The 15,817-nt window shown below is 67.2% G+C and carries 13 protein-coding genes and 1 tRNA gene; 1 reads left to right on the forward strand and 13 read right to left on the reverse strand.

Annotated features, from left to right (window positions below; translation table 11 throughout):
* Positions 1-17: 17 nt before the first annotated feature.
* Genes ABGB08_RS12240 through ABGB08_RS12255 form a run of 4 tightly spaced genes read right to left on the reverse strand, consistent with a single transcriptional unit; the run spans position 18 to position 3,331 of the window.
* On the reverse strand, positions 18-1,046 hold the full coding sequence (locus ABGB08_RS12240; protein ID WP_347589484.1) for a hydrogenase expression protein HypE: 1,029 nt from the start codon (positions 1,044-1,046) through the stop codon (positions 18-20).
* A complete protein-coding gene (locus ABGB08_RS12245) occupies positions 1,043-1,414 on the reverse strand; it encodes a hydrogenase maturation nickel metallochaperone HypA (RefSeq protein WP_155353572.1) in 372 nt (123 codons plus the stop codon). Before ABGB08_RS12245 ends, ABGB08_RS12240 begins: the two co-directional genes overlap by 4 nt.
* Positions 1,407-1,907 carry a hydrogenase maturation protease gene (locus tag ABGB08_RS12250; RefSeq protein WP_347589486.1) on the reverse strand — a complete coding sequence of 167 codons (501 nt, stop codon included), beginning with the start codon at positions 1,905-1,907 and terminating at the stop codon, positions 1,407-1,409. Before ABGB08_RS12250 ends, ABGB08_RS12245 begins: the two co-directional genes overlap by 8 nt.
* Positions 1,904-3,331: a hypothetical protein gene (locus ABGB08_RS12255; RefSeq protein ID WP_347589488.1), complete on the reverse strand. Its 1,428-nt coding sequence runs from the start codon at positions 3,329-3,331 to the stop codon at positions 1,904-1,906. The genes ABGB08_RS12250 and ABGB08_RS12255 overlap by 4 nt, the downstream gene beginning before the upstream one ends.
* 645 nt (positions 3,332-3,976) lie before the next feature.
* On the opposite strand from ABGB08_RS12255, the gene ABGB08_RS12260 reads away from it, so the two are divergent.
* Entirely contained in the window at positions 3,977-4,705 is a 729-nt protein-coding gene (locus tag ABGB08_RS12260; RefSeq protein ID WP_347589490.1) for a tyrosine-type recombinase/integrase, read from the forward strand.
* A 55-nt stretch (positions 4,706-4,760) separates the two neighbouring features.
* Here ABGB08_RS12260 and ABGB08_RS12265 read toward each other — a convergent pair whose 3' ends face one another.
* The 9 genes from ABGB08_RS12265 to dnaN form a co-directional block, all read right to left on the reverse strand.
* Entirely contained in the window at positions 4,761-5,726 is a 966-nt protein-coding gene (locus tag ABGB08_RS12265) for a hypothetical protein (protein ID WP_347589492.1), read from the reverse strand.
* Positions 5,727-5,869: 143 nt separating this feature from the next.
* Positions 5,870-5,943, reverse strand: a tRNA-Ile gene (locus ABGB08_RS12270).
* 122 nt (positions 5,944-6,065) lie between these two features.
* A complete protein-coding gene (locus ABGB08_RS12275; RefSeq protein WP_347589494.1) occupies positions 6,066-6,776 on the reverse strand; it encodes a DUF3566 domain-containing protein in 711 nt (236 codons plus the stop codon).
* A complete protein-coding gene (gene gyrA, locus ABGB08_RS12280) occupies positions 6,773-9,292 on the reverse strand; it encodes a DNA gyrase subunit A (protein ID WP_347589496.1) in 2,520 nt (839 codons plus the stop codon). The genes ABGB08_RS12275 and gyrA overlap by 4 nt, the downstream gene beginning before the upstream one ends.
* A 33-nt stretch (positions 9,293-9,325) precedes the next feature.
* Positions 9,326-11,269: a DNA topoisomerase (ATP-hydrolyzing) subunit B gene (gene gyrB / locus ABGB08_RS12285; RefSeq protein ID WP_347589498.1), complete on the reverse strand. Its 1,944-nt coding sequence runs from the start codon at positions 11,267-11,269 to the stop codon at positions 9,326-9,328.
* A gap of 344 nt (positions 11,270-11,613) precedes the next feature.
* Positions 11,614-12,135 carry a DciA family protein gene (locus ABGB08_RS12290; protein ID WP_347589500.1) on the reverse strand — a complete coding sequence of 174 codons (522 nt, stop codon included), beginning with the start codon at positions 12,133-12,135 and terminating at the stop codon, positions 11,614-11,616.
* Complete coding sequence (recF, locus tag ABGB08_RS12295; RefSeq protein ID WP_347589502.1) at positions 12,128-13,291, reverse strand: DNA replication/repair protein RecF; 1,164 nt, start codon at positions 13,289-13,291, stop codon at positions 12,128-12,130. The genes ABGB08_RS12290 and recF overlap by 8 nt, the downstream gene beginning before the upstream one ends.
* A 53-nt stretch (positions 13,292-13,344) precedes the next feature.
* The gene (gene gnd / locus ABGB08_RS12300; protein WP_347589504.1) at positions 13,345-14,289 is read right to left on the reverse strand and encodes a phosphogluconate dehydrogenase (NAD(+)-dependent, decarboxylating); all 945 of its coding nucleotides are present in this window, start codon (positions 14,287-14,289) and stop codon (positions 13,345-13,347) included.
* A gap of 95 nt (positions 14,290-14,384) precedes the next feature.
* On the reverse strand, positions 14,385-15,521 hold the full coding sequence (gene dnaN, locus ABGB08_RS12305) for a DNA polymerase III subunit beta (protein ID WP_155349626.1): 1,137 nt from the start codon (positions 15,519-15,521) through the stop codon (positions 14,385-14,387).
* Positions 15,522-15,817: the final 296 nt, after the last annotated feature.

The raw sequence follows: 15,817 nt of genomic DNA on the forward strand, positions 1-15,817 counted from the left end.
GTCTCTCCTGTTGCTGTCTAAGGACGCCAGTGCGGGTTGAATCCGCTGGTCAGAGCATCACGGTTGTGCCGCCACCGGGGCTCTCTGTTGGCCGTGTGATTGGTGATGCCGCGCATCCGCCGGATGAACGCGCCGTACGGCCTGATCAACATGGTGGACAGGCTGCCGCCCGGCGGCATGTCCATGAACGGCATGAACTTGTCGGGGAAGCCCGGCATCGTGCAGGCGATGCAGATACCGCCCACATTCGGGCAGCCGCCCACCCCGCCCATCCAGCCGCGTTTGGGCACGTTGCAGTTGACCACCGGGCCCCAGCAGCCGACCTTCACCTGGCATTTGGGCGAGTTGTAGTCCCGCGCGAAGTCGCCCTGCTCGTAGTAGGCGCCCCGGTCGCAGCCCTCGTGCACCGTCCGGCCGAACAGCCACTGCGGGCGCAGCATCTCGTCCAGCGGTGGCGGTGGTGCGCTGCCCGCGGCGTGGTAGAGCACCCAGGTCAGGGTCTCCATGAAGTTGTCGGGCTGAACCGGGCATCCGGGGACGTTGACGATCGGCAGTCCACCGGCCGACCGGAAATCCCAGCCCAGGTAGTCGGCCAGGCCCATGCATCCGGTCGGGTTGCCGGCCATGGCGTGGATGCCGCCGTACGTCGCGCAGGTTCCGATGGCCACCACCGCCCACGCCCGCGGCGCCAGCATGTCGATCCAGGTGTTCACCGGCATCGGCTCGCCGGTGACCGGGTCGTTGCCGAACGACGTCCAGTAACCGTCCCCGTTGATCTTCTCGTTGGGGACGGAACCCTCCATGACGAAGATGAAAGGCGCCAGATCCCCCCGCGCGGCCGCCCGGAACGGCGCCAGGAAGTCCTCGCCGCCCACGGTCGGCGAGAGCACCTTGTTGTGCAGGTGCACCTTCGGCAACCTCGGGACCAGGCCGTTGACCACGTCCTCGATCGCGGGCTGCGAGGCCGCGGTCACCGAGACGGTGTCGCCGTCGCAGCTCATGCCCTCCGAGATCCACAGGATGTGCATCTCCTTGAATCCGGTCATGTCACACCTCCGTCAACTCTGTGCGCGAACGTGATCGCCTCCAGCTCGACCTCGGCCTCGCCCGTCACCTCGATGTCGACGCCGCCACACCGCGCGCAGGCGACCAGCGCCGACGCCTCCACGGCAGGCCCCTGACCGCCGCAGCCCCGGCAGCGCACCGACAGCGGCTCGATCACCACCTCGACATCGGCGTCCTGGGCCGGCGTCCCGGCAGCCGCCACCCGGAAACCCTGATCGATGATGTCCGGATTGATCTCGTGCCCGCCGACGTGCCCGCCGACGCGGACCCGGACCGCGCTCACCCGCCGGCCATCGGCCCGGTCCAGAACCACCTGAACGATCGCGTCGCACAATCCCGTCTCATGCATCAGCACACTCCACGTCCGCTTGTTGGATCCGCCTGGCCAGATCCACCACCAGCCGGACCGCGTCGTCAACGGCGGCGGCAACCGGGGCGGACAGGCCCATACCTTCGTCGATCACCGCGGGTCGGCAGCCCACGATCAGCACCCGCCGCACCCCGCCGCCCAAGTTCCGCAACAGATCGAGTACGGCCTGCGGATGCATGCCATGCCCGTTCACCGGCACCGGGCCCGCGACGACGGCATCCGCGTCATCGACCTCGAGAACGGCCAGGGTGCCCGGCGGGCCCTCGATGGGCACGGCATCCACCATGATCAAGGTGTCGTGCCGGCCGTTGAGCAGCTCGTACGCCAGATGCACGCCGCGGATGCCGTAATCGACGACGTCGACGCGGGACGGGAGGGCGGACGCGTCAATCCGGTTGACCACCTCGACGCCGAAGCCGTCATCGCCCAGGAAGACGTTGCCGATACCCGCGACGAGAACCCGGCCGCTCATGCCGGTTCTCCGTCGGGCAAGGGCTCCGCCTCGTCCGGGGCGAAGTAGCGGAAACGGCCGTACCACTGGTGCAGGTCGGCGCCGGGGTCGTCCTCCAGGGTTACGGCGAGGTGGTGGGCGCCGTCCACGTCCAGCAGTACGGCTTCGACTCTGGCCGCCCTGCCGTCGAGGAACATGTCCTGGGGGTCGCTTCCGCGTAGGCGGGGGCGAAGGCGTACCCGGCTCCCGCGCCGCACCAGCGTGCCGCCGACCATGACGCTGTTGATCTCCGGAGCGACGGCGGCGTCCGCTTCCGGACTCCACCACGAGACCTGGGCTCCGCGAACCGGATCGGCGGCAGCGGGTTCGCGAGCCGGATCGACGGCCTGGCGCGCGGAAGACGCGGGCACTGGCAGGCGTGTGGTTCCATGCAGGCGTGCCAGCACGTCCGGCGGCATCGCCTCGACCCGGTCGAGGATCGCGGCGGCGCGAGGGTCGGTGGCCCGCGCCTCCCGTTTCTCGGCCTCGGTCAGTGTCAGCGTCCGCAGCGACAGGATCTCGTCGATCTCCGCTGAGTCGTGCAGATCGCCCGGACTTTCCGGGGCGATCCTCGGGTGGTCGTAGAGCAGGATGGGCGAGGACAGGACCACCTCGCTGTCCTTCTCGGCGCCGACCAGCACCGGGAAGGTCCGCACGTTCGCGCAGGCGCTCGCGGCTGCCTCGGCTCCTTCCGGGGGCTCCAGCAGCGAGACGAAACAGCCGCCAGGCACGGCCAGCAGCACGTGCGAGGCGATCAGCGACGCGCGAAGCGCCTCATCCCGCGAGGCGTCCGGCGCGGACGCCTGCCCGGTGTTCTCGACATGGGCCCGCAACCTGAACAGGGGGGTATCGCAGGCGACCATCGACAAGGTGAGCGACGCCCGCAGCGGCCACACCTCCCACCGCAACCGCCCGCCCTCGGCAAGCCGTTCCACGTCCACGCCGCCCGGCATCCGAACCTCGAACCGCTTCTCGCCGGCCAGCAGTTCACCAACGGGCACGTGGACGTCGAACTCGCGGGCGACCGCCTCGTCAAAGCTCAGCGCCGACCCCGCCTGATCGACCGCACGATATGTGCCATCGGGAAGGCTCTCCTCCACCGACCTGTGCCGCAGTTGCAGAAACCGCAGCCGGCAGTGAACCAGGACATCCTTCGACGCCCTGACCAGACACTCGGTCTGCTGCCACCACGACTCGGCCGAACCCGCCACGCCCGCGCGCACATCGGCCAGCCCGTTCGCCTTCGCCCACGGCTCCGGCAGCAGCACCCCGAACTGCCAGCGCACCCGGTTCTTCACCGAGGAACGCCGGTACGGGTACAGCAGGTAGCCCTCGTACAGAATCGCGTCGGCAACCGCCTGGGCCCCCTGGAATCCAGGAACCGCGTCAATGCGTTCGACAGCCACGACCGCCCCTTTCTCCCGCGCGCGTACCGGTCCTCACCACGCTCGCGAGCCGCGGCGCTCTTCCTGATATAACGACGCGGTCACGGCGGACGTAAGTGGAATTCGTCCCTAGGTGACGGCCGCATTTAGTCAGGTAGATCCAGCTTCTCGGCACGCGTACACGCGTGGGCGCAGGAATTTCACCGGGTCATGGCACGACGTCAGCGCCCCCTCGGTCCAGGTCAGCCCATCAAGATTTACCCCGGCCTTTAGGCTCGCGGTGGGCATGACCTCGGCCGGCGGAACCAGTGGCGGTGCCCTCGGATGAACCAGCCTTTGGGTCGATGTGCCGGGCGCCTGAGCATGCCTAGCCTTTGGCCCGTGCATCTCATCACACCTGCCAGGCCACGTTCACGGGTCATCGGGCGGCTGAGTCCGAGGTGCCTGGATGGGCTGGCCGCTCGGGTGCGGGGTCGTTGCGTTCGCGCTACACGATCCCGCTATCGGAAACGGGCGGCGGATAACGGGGGTGTCCAGGCCGAGATGCGAAGGCTACTGGGCGTGCTACGCGTGGAAGACCAGGGCGATCCGCCGGGAACGGCGCCCGCCCCAGGACTGGCCGACCTCGACCGACTCCTGGCACAGAGCGCCGGGGCAGGTGTCCAGGTGGATCTTTCTGCCACTGGCCAGCGCCATACGCTGCCTGCGGGGATCGATCTGGCGGCCTATCGGATCGTCCAGGAAGCGCTGACCAACGTGGTCAAACACGCGGCCACCGATTCGGCCAGGGTGAACGTGCACTACAGAGTCGACGAGGTGGCCATCGAGATCACCGATGACGGGCAAGGCCGCCGGGCGGCCGGGCCGCACCGGGGGCACGGGCTTCCCGGAATGCGGGAGCGCGTACACCTGTACGGCGGCACGTTCGATGCGGCACCCCGGCCCGAAGCACCGTACGTAGCCGTATGGCGCTCAGTACGGAGTGGAGGAGACACCAAGACTCGCAAGTCTCGTCGCACGCTCGCGCTGCCCAAACGGTGCGTTGACGTGCTAATTGAGCAACGGCGGGCTCAGCAGGAAGAGCAAGGCGATTCCTGGTCAGAGCGCGGTCTTGTTTTTGCGTCCGCCGCTGGCACCGAGCTCGACGCGGCCAACGTGCGACGTGCATTCCGCCGTGTTGTCAAGCATACGAGCCTGGACCCCCAGGATTGGACACCCCGAGAGCTTCGACACAGCTTCGTGTCTCTGCTGTCCGACAACGGGACTCCCCTGGAGGAAATCTCCCGCTTGGTCCGGCACAGCAGCACGGCAGTGACAGAACTGGTCTACCGCAAGCAGATCCGACCGGTACTTCGAGGAGGAGCGACGGTCATGGATCGGATCTTTCAGATGTGAATCCCAGACCACGTCGTCCCGTCCCTCGCCAGTTCAAAGGTGGGGGACGTCTGCTTCAGTCGGCGGATGCGTAGTAGTCGAAGCAATCAGAGCACACGGCCATTGAGTCAGGATTTGCCGATGTCCACTCTCCACACCTGGCGCACCGCTCGAGAGCCTCCAGATCACCGAAGTAGCCGCACCCGAAGCATCCCTGGGTGGCATCGACTTCGGCAGTCGTCTGGATCCCATCAACAAGCGCGCTGTCGAAGCAGATATGGCAGCGACTTACGATCCACTCACCGCCGTCCTTCACTGTCCGGTACTCACTCTCCCCCAGTACATTGCCCGCGTAGTCCGCAGCAGCGACGTATCCAGACTGCTCGTATGAGCAGAACAGGCATCTACCTGGCTTGCCATCGCCGAAACAGTAGGCGTCCTGCAAGCACTCCGGGCACTTGACCACGGGCACGGTTGCTTCTGCAATCGTTGGCTTGAGGGAGTTCATGATCTCACGCACCATCACATCGATCATGCGGACCTGTTCCATGACGCTGCTATATGTAGCGTCAATGATCTCTCGTTCATCGTCTGGAGCCCCGGGAGCGAGTTCCTTCTCTATGAAGCGGATGAGGGACTCCATCGCACGCACGACAGTAGCGCGCGTCTGCAAGGGCGCTTCGCCGATGAGCGCGAAATGAGCAATCTGATTCCGCGTCCGATTCAGATGCCTGATCCGATCGATGTCCTTCTTAGAGATCGTCACACTCGCGATGCTCGTGAGACGGTCTAGAGCTTGATCGATGGAGACGCTCTTGAAGTTGCCAGCCTCGTAGTCGGCCCGCTTGGCCATGCCAGGGTCTGCCATGACGAGTGTCCAGTGTTCCCGGGCAAGCCGAACCTTGAGCAGAGTCTCGATGCTTGCGCTGAGATGGAGCGCGGCGTATTTCATGTCCCTCTCGCCGCCAGCTTTGAGTAGCTCAACTGCGCTCGCCAAGAAGTCCAAGCCGTTGTTGACCACGTGCCAATTGATCTCCACCATGGCCGCGCCCTCCTAGACTGCGACTCAGCGGTGCTGACGTTGCCTGAGCCGGGCAGGAACGTTAGCCACTCACATAGACACTCAGAACGAAGAAGGGCCGCTTTCCGAAGATCGGATAGCGGCCTTTGGGCTGGTCAAACGAGTGGGGCTACCAGGACTTGAACCTGGGACCTCTTCCTTATCAGGGAAGCGCTCTAACCGTCTGAGCTATAGCCCCCAGCCACGCTCAAGACCCGTAGGTCTTGGCTGGACGAGGAAAAGCTTACCGTGTCCGAGGGGTTCCTCGCACCGTCGTTCCTGTACGGCCACGCGCGACCGGTGGCCGTACAGGAACGAAGGTCACTCGGCTTCGCTGAAGGTGACTTCGACGCCGCCGACCAGGTCGGCGGAGAGGTTGTAGATGACGGCGCCCAGCGTGGCCAGGGCTGTGATCAGAACCACGTTGATCGCGCCCAGCAGGGCCGTGTAGCCCAGGATGCGCACCGGCTCGAACCAACTGGCCACGTCGAAGGACGGCGTCGCGCCCTCGCCGACGGTCAGCTGGTTGACGGCTTTGACGATCTCGTCGAAGACGCCCATGGCGGACAGCACGCCGTACAGCACGGCGACCGCGACGAACAGGACCACGAAGCAGACCAGGGAGACGACGAAGCTGAACTTCATCGCGGACCAGGGTTCTACCCGGCGGAGGACGAGGTGGGCCTTCCGGGGGGCGCGGATGGCCGGTTTCCGGTCTTCTGCCGGTTGGGTTTTGAGCATCGGCCGGTCGGCCGGTGTGGTCAGGTCGGCGGCCGTGCCGACGGACGGGACGGCGGGGGGGCGCGGGTTGGTTTCGTTCAGGTCGGGCGCGGCGGGCGACCACGGCTTCGGGTCCGGACCCGATGTGCGGATGCGAACCGTGGAGTCGTCCGACTTCGGCTCCTCGGCGGGACGAGACTCCGGCCCCTCGTCTTCGATCCGCTCGGACACCCCGTCACGCATCGAGAAAGTCATCGGCTTGGCGGCCGAGCCCTTCTTTGTTCTGGCGCTGGCGCTCCCCGAGTTCGTCATTCCTCGTCTCCTGCCCCATTCTCCACTGTCTCCAAAGCTTCGGCTGCCGCCAAGGTTTCGGCATTCCGGGCGAGGGCCACGACGCTGTCGCCTTCGGCGAGATTCATCAGCCGAACCCCCATGGTCTGGCGTCCGGACTGCTTGATCTCGCCGGCGCTGGTACGGATCACTCCACCGGCTGAGGTGATCGCGAAGACTTCGTCTTCGGGTCTCACCATGACCGCTCCAACCAGCTTGCCACGGGCGCTCACGATTTTCGCGGTCAGCACGCCCTTGCCGCCCCGACCTTGAAGCGGATAGTGGTCGACCGGGGTCCGCTTCGCATACCCACCCTCGGTCGCGATAAGCACGTCGTCGCCATGGCTCATCACATTCATGGCGAGAAGTTCGTCCCCGTCGATGAACCGCATGCCGATGACGCCGCTGGTGGCGCGGCCCATGGGGCGCAGCGCCTCGTCGGAGGCGGTGAAGCGGATCGACTGCGCGCCCTTGGAGACGAGCAGCAGATCATCCTCCTCGGAGACGAGTCTGGCGGCGATCACCTCGTCATCTTCGCGCAGGTTGATCGCGATCAGGCCACCAGAGCGCGGCGAGTCGTATTCGGAAAGTCTGGTCTTCTTGACCAGGCCGCTGCGAGTGGCCAGCACGAGGTAGGGGGCGACCTCGTAGTCGCGGAGGTCGAGGATCTCCGCGACGTGCTCGTCGGGCTGCATGGCGAGCAGGTTGGCCAGGTGCTGCCCGCGCGCGTCGCGGCCGGAATCGGGCAGCTCATACGCCTTGACCCGATACACCCGGCCCTTGTTGGTGAAGGCCAGCAGCCAGTGGTGGGTGGTGGTGACGAAGAAGTGCTCGACGATGTCGTCCTGGCGCAGCTGAGCGCCGCGGACGCCCTTGCCGCCGCGCTTCTGCGCCCGGTAGAGATCGGTGTTGGTGCGCTTGGCGTAACCACCACGGGTGATCGTGACGACCATGTCCTCTTCGGCGATCAGGTCCTCGATGGACATGTCGCCCTCGTAGGCGATGATCTCGGTCTTCCGGTCGTCGCCATACCGCGTGATGATCTCGCCGAGTTCGTCGGCCACGATGCTGCGCTGGCGGCTGGGGGAGGCGAGGATGTCCTGGTAGTCGATGATCTGCGCCATCAGGTTCTCGTACTCATCCTGGATCTGCTGGCGTTCCAGGGCGGCGAGCTTGCGCAGCTGCATGTCCAGGATGGCCTGGGCCTGGATCTCGTCGATCTCCAGCATGCTCATCAGGCCCTGCTGGGCGGCCGAGGCCGAGGGCGACTGGCGGATGAGCGCGATCACTTCGTCGAGCCGGTCCAGGGCCTTGAGCAGGGCCCGCAGGATGTGCGCGCGCTCCTCGGCCTTGCGCAGCAGGAAGCGGGTGCGCCGGACGACGACTTCGATCTGGTGGCCGATGTAGTACTTGACGAACTGATCCAGGCGGAGCGTGCGCGGCACGCCGTCGACCAGGGCCAGCATGTTGGCGCCGAAGGTGGTCTGCAGCTGGGTGTGCTTGTACAGGTTGTTGAGCACGACCTTGGCGACCGCGTCGCGCTTGAGCACGACGACGAGGCGCTGGCCGACCCGGGAGGAGGATTCGTCCCGGACGTCGGCGATGCCGGTGACCTTGCCCTCTTTGACGAGCTCGGCGATGGACAGCGCGAGGTTGTCGGGGTTGACCTGGTACGGCAGCTCGGTGATGACCAGGCACTGCCGCGCCTTGGTGTCCTCCTCGACCTCCACCACGGCCCGCATGGTGATCGACCCGCGCCCGGTCCGGTACGCCTCGTCGATGCCGCGCTTGCCGACGATCAACGCGCCGGTGGGGAAGTCGGGGCCCTTGACCCGGGCGATGAGGGCTTCGAGCAGCTCCTCCTCGGTGGCGTCCGGGTGCTGGAGCGCCCACTGCACGGCCGCGCCGACCTCGCGCAGGTTGTGCGGCGGGATGTTGGTGGCCATCCCGACCGCGATCCCGGCCGAGCCGTTGACCAGCAGGTTCGGGAACCGCGACGGCAGCACGACGGGCTCCTGGGAGCGGCCGTCGTAGTTGGGCTGGAAGTCGACGGTCTCCTTGTCGATGTCCCGCAGCATCTCCATGGCGATCGGCGCGAGCTTGCACTCGGTGTATCGCATGGCGGCGGGCATGTCGTTGCCCGGGGAGCCGAAGTTGCCCTGGCCGTCGACCAGCGGGTAGCGCAGCGACCAGGGCTGCGCGAGCCGTACCAGAGTGTCGTAGATCGAGGTGTCGCCGTGGGGGTGGTAGGAGCCCATGACGTCGCCGACGACCCGGGAGCACTTGAAGTAGCCGCGGTCGGGGCGGTAACCGCCGTCGAACATCGCGTACAGCACCCGCCGGTGCACGGGCTTGAGCCCGTCACGGACGTCCGGCAGCGCGCGCGACACGATGACCGACATCGCGTAGTCCATGTAGCTGCGCTGCATCTCGGACTGGATGTCCACCGGTTCGATACGATCGGCCGGCGGGCCCGGAGGCAGGTTCACTTCCGTCACGTCAATCCTTTTCTGCTCTGTACGGCAGGCCGATTACACATCGAGGAATCGCACGTCGCGCGCGTTCCTGATGATGAACTCGCGGCGCGGCGCGACCTCCTCGCCCATCAGGACGCTGAACATCTCGTCGGCCTGGGCCGCGTCGTCCAGGGTGACCTGCAGCAGCAGCCGGGTGTCCGGGTTCATCGTGGTTTCCCACAGCTGGTTGGCGTTCATCTCGCCGAGACCCTTGAAGCGCTGCACGTTGTCACGCGGCCGCGGGTCGGGCTTGCCGGCGTCGATCCCGGCCTGGATGACGGCGTCCCGCTCCCGGTCGGAGTACGCATACGACGCGTCCTCCCCCTTGCGGTCCCACTTGATCTTGTACAGCGGGGGCTGCGACAGGTACACATGACCTGCCTCGATCAGCGGGCGCATGAAACGGAACAGCAGCGTCATCAGCAGCGTGGTGATGTGCTGGCCGTCGACGTCGGCGTCGGCCATCAGGATCAGCTTGTGGTAGCGCAGCTTGGACAGGTCGAACTCGTCGTGCACGCCGGTGCCGAGCGCGGTGATCAGCGACTGGACCTCGGTGTTCTTGAGGACCTTGTCGATCCGCGCCTTCTCCACGTTGAGGATCTTGCCGCGGATCGGCAGGATCGCCTGGAACCTCGAGTCGCGGCCGCCCTTGGCGGAGCCGCCGGCCGAGTTGCCCTCGACGATGAACAGTTCGCAGCGCTCGGGCTCGCTCCACTGGCAGTCGGCCAGCTTGCCGGGCAGTCCTGAGCCGCTCTCCAGCAGCGACTTGCGCCGGGTCAGGTCGCGCGCCTGGCGGGCCGCGATCCGGGCCCGGGAGGCCTGCAGCGACTTGTTGATGATCTCCTTGGCCTCGCCGGGGTTGCGCTCGAACCAGTCCCGCAGGTGATCGTTGCAGGCCTTCTGGACGAACGACTTGGCCTCGGTGTTGCCCAGCTTGGTCTTGGTCTGGCCCTCGAACTGCGGTTCCGCCAGCTTCACCGAGATGATCGCGGTAAGGCCCTCGCGCACGTCGTCGCCGGTGAGGTTGTCGTCCTTGCCCTCTTTGAGGAACTTCTGCTCGCGCGCGTACCGATTGACGATCGTGGTCAGCGCGGCCCGGAAGCCCTCTTCGTGGGTGCCGCCCTCAGCGGTGTTGATCGTGTTGGCGAAGGTGTAGACCGACTCCGAGTACGACCCGTTCCACTGCATGGCGATCTCGGCGGAGATGCCGTCGCCGTGCTCCTCGAAGTCGATGATCGAGTTGTGGACGGTCTCCTTCTTCGAGTTCAGGTGCGCCACGAAGTCGGACAGGCCGCCCTGGTAGCAGTACTCAACCTGGACCGGCTCCTCCACGTAGTGGTCGGGGCGCTCGTCCCTCATGATGATCGTGAGGCCCTTGTTGAGGAAGGCCATCTCCTGGAACCGGCGGCTGAGCGTCTCGAAGTTCCAGGTGGTCGTCTCGAAGATGCCCTCGTCGGGCCAGAACGTGATCGTGGTGCCGGTCTCGTCGGTCGCCTCGCCTTTGATCACATCCGTGGTCGGCTTCGACCCGATGTACGACTGCCGCCAGTGGAACCCGTCTCGCTTGATCTCCGCTTCCAGGCGGCTGGACAGCGCGTTCACCACCGAGACGCCCACCCCGTGCAGGCCGCCCGACACCGCATACGACTGGCCGTCGAACTTGCCGCCGGCGTGCAGCACGGTGAGCACGATCTCCAGGGTCGGCTTCTTCTCCACCGGGTGCATCGCCACCGGGATGCCCCGGCCGTTGTCCACAACCCGGACAGCGCCGTCGGCGAGCAGCGTGACCTCGATGTTGTCGCAGACGCCCGCCAGGGCTTCGTCGACCGAGTTGTCCACCACCTCGTAGACGAGGTGGTGGAGGCCGCGCTCGCCGGTCGAGCCGATGTACATACCCGGGCGCTTGCGGACCGCCTCCAGGCCTTCGAGAACGGTGATAGAGCTTGCGTCGTAGGACAAGTGTGAAATCCTCCTGCCGCGGACACGCGGCAGGAGACATCCGAGGATGGCTACCCTGCCGTGCCCGTCACCGTCGTGAGTGCCCCGATGCGCTCACCCAGGGGAGTCGGCTCGTCAGGCCGGGGTGACACGCAAACGGACGTGTCCTTAAGTCCACTTTCATTCTACCGGTCTTCGGGACCTGAGGTGGCATTGACGGGCGCTGTGATGCCCGCTAATGCGATGATCTTGGTTTTAATGTCAACCCCGCGAGACAGGGGTTCCTCGCGCCAGACGCGATTTCGGGCCACCGCGAGACTTTTTCACAGCTCACTTTCGATCGTGTACGGACCTGCGTCAGCACTTTATCCGTAGGTGTCCCCTGGCCCCTTGCTCCCGTGAACGCGCAGGCCACCGGGACGGACGCCGGTGTTGGGCCCGTGCACCTTGACCCGGCGGACCGTGCCGTCGCCTAACTCCTCGTTCAGTCGTCTGACCAGGGACGCCGCCAGCAGACGCACCTGGGTGGCCCAGGCGGTGGAGTCGGCGGCGACCAGCAGCTCGCCGTCCTCGAAAGTCTCCGGCTTGGTGTGCGAGGCGAGTTCGGGGCCGACGATCTCCCGCCAGCGGCCGAACACCCCGCCGACGGCGACCGACTGCTCCCAGCCGCGCTCGGCCAGCAGGTCGCGGATCGCGCCGCCGAACAGCTGGGGATCGGCGGAGTCGCGCCGCGCGCCGTTCTTGCGGCGCCGCGGTTCGCTGCGCGGCAGCTGGCCGCGGCGCAGCGCGTCGGCCTTGGCCTGAGCAAGTTTCTCCCTGGCCAGGGCGGCGCCCTTGGCCGCCGAGTTCTGCGGGGACTGGCCACCCGAGCCGAGGGGTTCAGACACGGGTCACGCTCCCTTCTGTCACGTCGAAACGCACGCCGATGAGCTCGCCGGGCACGTCGGCGGGGACGGCGGCGGTGATCAGGACCTGCTCCGCCGGGGCGACCATCTCGGCCAGCCGGCGGCGGCGCTGGGTGTCGAGTTCGGCGAACACGTCGTCCAGGATCAGCACGGGGTCGCCGCCGTCGGCGCGGAGCAGGTCGTAGGCGGCCAGGCGGAGGGCCAGCGCGAACGACCAGGATTCGCCGTGGCTGGCGTAGCCGCGAGCGGGCAGCTCGCCGAGGCGGAGCTGGAGGTCGTCGCGGTGCGGGCCGACGAGGGTGATGCCGCGCTCGAGCTCGGATTTGCGGGCTTCGGCGAGGGCGGCGAGCAGCTGGCCCGCCAGGTCGTCGCGGGTTGTCCCCAGGGCTGTGGACGAATATTCGAGCTGGGCGGCGTCGGAGGCCGGGGCGAGGGTGGCGTAGGCCTTCGCGGCGAGCGGGCGCAGCTCGTCCACAAGTTCGAGGCGGGCCGCCAGCAGCTCCGCGCCGTGGCGGACGAGATGGCTGTCCCAGACCTCCAGCGTGCTCTGGACGTCACCGGCGCCCGCTTCCGCGAATCCGCTCTCCTCGTCCTGCCTGCGGGCGCTACGACGCCTTCCAGGGCGCGCCAGAACCCCCGTGCGGAGCAGGGCGTTGCGCTGCTTGAGCACGCGGTCGTAGTCGGCCCTGACCCCGGCGAACCGGGGATGGCGGGCGACCAGCAGATCGTCCATGAACCTGCGCCGCTCGGCGGGGTCGCCCTTCACCAGGGCGAGGTCCTCGGGGGCGAACAGGACCGTTCTGAGGAGCCCCAGGGCATCCCGGGCGCGGGAGAGGGGGGAGCGGTTGATCCGGGCCCGGTTGGCCTTGCCGGGGTTGAGCTCCAGCTCGATCAGCGCGCGGCGGTCGTCCTTGACGATCATCGAGCGGATCACCGCCCGGGCGGCGCCGTGCCGGACCAGGGGGGCGTCGGTGGCCACCCGGTGGCTGGCGTGGCTGGCCACGTAGCCGAGCGCTTCGACGAGGTTCGTCTTGCCCTGCCCGTTCGGGCCGACGAACGCGGTCACGCCTGGGTCGAGCGCGAGCTCCACCCCGGGATAGGACCGGAAGTCGGTGAGCGAGAGATGGGCGACGTGCATGCCGCAACGCTAGCGGTCCCCACCGACATCTTGAGCGCGCTTGCCGCCGCCGCTCAGTTCTCGGCTTCCACCGGGGGCACGGTGTCCGCGCCGGGGGCGTCGGCGCCCAGTCCGGTCTGGCCTTCCACCGCGTTCACCGCGTGCCCGCCGAACTGGTTGCGCAGCGCCGCGATCATCTTCATCGCGGGCGAATCCTCCTGCCGGGAGGCGAACCTGGCGAACAGCGCCGCGGTGATCACCGGAAGCGGGACCGCGTGATCCACAGCCGCCTGCACCGTCCACCGGCCCTCGCCCGAGTCCTGTGCATAACCTTTCAGCTCCGACAGTTCCGGGTCTTCCTTGAGCGCCCGTACGAGCAGGTCCAGCAGCCAGGATCGGATCACCGTGCCGTGCCGCCAGCTGGCGAAGGCGCCCGGCACGTCGGTGACGATGTCGGTGGCCTCCAGCAGCTCCCAGCCTTCGGCGAAGGCCTGCATCATGCCGTACTCGATGCCGTTGTGGACCATCTTGGCGAAGTGGCCCGCGCCGATCCCGCCCGCGTGGACGAAGCCGTCCGCGCCCACCGGCTTGAGCGTCTCGAAGATCGGCCGCAACCGCTGGATGTCCTCGGCCGTGCCGCCCGCCATCAGCGCGTAGCCGTTCTCCAGGCCCCAGACGCCCCCGCTGACGCCGACGTCCACGAAGCCGATGTTCCGCGCGGCCAGTTCGGCGCCGTGCTTCTGGTCGTCCACATAGTGGGAGTTGCCGCCGTCGATGATGATGTCCCCGGGGGCGAGTAGCTCGCTCAGGTGGTTGATCGTCGCCTGGGTGGGGTCACCGGCCGGGACCATGATCCAGACCGCCCGGGGCGCCGCCAGCCGCTCCACGAGCTCCTTCAGGCTCCCGACGTCGCTGATCTTCGGATCGCGGTCGTATCCGACCACGTCATGGCCGCCGCGGCGGAGCCGCTCGGCCATGTTGCCGCCCATTTTCCCGAGCCCGATCAGGCCGATCTGCATCGAGGCCACCCCCCTCTTGGTTCATCGTGAGCGCCCTACCCGGCACGGGGGTAGATCATACGGTCCTGCCGCGAACGTCTGGGGGTTCGGGAGCGTCAGCTGCTCAAGCGGATGGGCATGATCAGGTAGCGGTAGTCCGCGATGGCTTTTTCATCCACAGGTTTTCCACCGGTGAGGATGGCGGGCTTCGTGGAGGTCGTGAAGTTCAGCCGGGCCACGTCCGAGTCGATCGCGCCCAGGCCCTCCAGCAGGAACTGGTGGTTGAAGGCGATGTTGATGTCGTCGCCCTCGAACTCCACCGGCAGGACCTCCACCGCCTGGGCCTCGTCGCCGCTGCCGGCTTCCAGGACGACCTCGGTGCCGCGGAAGGCGAGCCGTACCGGTGTGTTGCGCTCGGCGACCAGGGCCACCCGCTTGACCGCCTCCACGAAGGAGCTGGTCGCGATGTCGGCGTGGGCGGAGAACTCGGTGGGCAGTAGCGAGCGGTACTTGGGGAATTCGGGGTCGAGCAGGCGGGTGGTGGTGCGGCGGCCGGAACTGGAGAAGCCGATCATACCCTCGCCGGTGCCGCCGACCGAGCTGAGCGCGATCTCCACCTCGGCGCCGGTGATCAACGATTTGGCGGTGTCGGCCAGGGTGCGCCCGGGGATCATGGCGATCGCCTGGAAGTCCGGCTGGTCGGGCTGCCACTTCAGCTCGCGCACGGCCAGCCGGTAGCGGTCGGTGGCGGCCAGCGTGACCGTGTCGCCCTCGATCTCCATCCGGACGCCGGTGAGCATGGGCAGGGTGTCGTCCTTGCCCGCCGCGGTGGCCACCTGGGCGACGGCGGCCGCGAACACGTCGCTGCCGACCCGCCCGGCCGCGGGCGGCATGGCCGGCAGGGACGGGTAGTCCTCCACCGGCATGGTCAGCAGGGTGAAGCGCGCGCTTCCACAGGTGACGACCGCCTTGGCGCCCTCGACGACCAGGTCGACGGGTTGCGCGGGCAGCGCGCGGGTGATCTCGGCGAGCAGCTTGCCGGAGACCAGGACCACGCCCGGTTCGCCGGTCTGCAAATCGAGGGTTACCTCGGCGGAGACCTCGTAGTCGAAGCCGGAGAGCTTCAGCTGGTGGTCTTCCGTAACTTCCAATCGCATACCCGCGAGCACGGGCACGGAGGGGCGAGCGGGCAGGCTACGTGCCGTCCACGCGACCGCCTCGGCGAGCACGTCTCGGTCGACCCGGAACATCACGTGGATCAGCCTCCTGTGAATTTCATGGCTTGTTGCTGTCTGTGCGGTCGCATGTCCGGCGAACGCGGTTATCCCTCGCGGGAGTGGGCAGTACTCCCGTTGCGGATGTGCGGTCTGCTCGGCGGACGTAGCAGCGAACGCCCATCCTCGTCGCTCGCCCACAGGTGTCAACTCTCCCGCACCTTGGCGCTCCGCGAAGCCCTTCTGTTGCTCTTGATTTCCCTAGTGAGAGAGAACGTAGTCACATTCATAGGGGCTGTGGATATGTGGATGAACCCCTGTTTTCGCAGCTCAGC

Source organism: Acrocarpospora sp. B8E8 (assembly GCF_039871605.1).
Lineage (GTDB): Bacteria > Actinomycetota > Actinomycetes > Streptosporangiales > Streptosporangiaceae > Acrocarpospora > Acrocarpospora macrocephala.